The 520-nt window shown below is 67.3% G+C and carries 2 pseudogenes; one reads left to right on the plus strand and one right to left on the minus strand.

Annotated features, from left to right (window positions below):
* Positions 1-216 (plus strand): annotated as a pseudogene (locus tag A5697_RS21380) (hypothetical protein); the annotation flags it as partial.
* A 4-nt stretch (positions 217-220) separates the two neighbouring features.
* Here A5697_RS21380 and A5697_RS21385 read toward each other — a convergent pair.
* Positions 221-520 (minus strand): annotated as a pseudogene (locus A5697_RS21385) (hypothetical protein); the annotation flags it as partial.

The raw sequence follows: 520 nt of genomic DNA on the forward strand, positions 1-520 counted from the left end.
GATCAGATGAAGATGATCGCCAAGCTGTCCGGCGGGCAGTCTTACACCGCCGGCAACGTCGCCGAGCTTTCCAAGAGCTACAACGCGATCGAGAAGGACATCGGCTACCGCACGGTGCCGGGGCCGGGCAGCGCCGGGTGGTTGCGCCTGGGCGTCATCACCGCCCTGATCGCGACGGCGCTGGCGCTGCTGATCAACCGGCGGCTCCCGGTCTGATCGCTCAGGAGGGCAGCCGGCGGTTGAGGAACAAGCCGGCCAGGATGGCGCCGGCCATCGCGACGGCCCCCAGCAGCATCCACGCCAGGCTGGCGTCGCCCTTGACGGTCTCGTAGCCGATCTGGCGCTGCAGGGTCGCATAGACGTTCTTCAGCGACTCGAGGCTGTCGGCGTGGAACGACTGGCCGTCGGTGATCTCGCAGATCTTCTGCAGCGTCTGATCGTCGACGGGGACGGCGACCCGCTGCCCGTCCATCTCGATCTCGCCGGTCTTGGTGCCGAACGGGATCGTCGAGATGGGCAC

Origin of the sequence: Mycobacterium sp. E3251, assembly GCF_001666835.1 — a bacterium.
Classification (GTDB): Bacteria; Actinomycetota; Actinomycetes; order Mycobacteriales; family Mycobacteriaceae; genus Mycobacterium.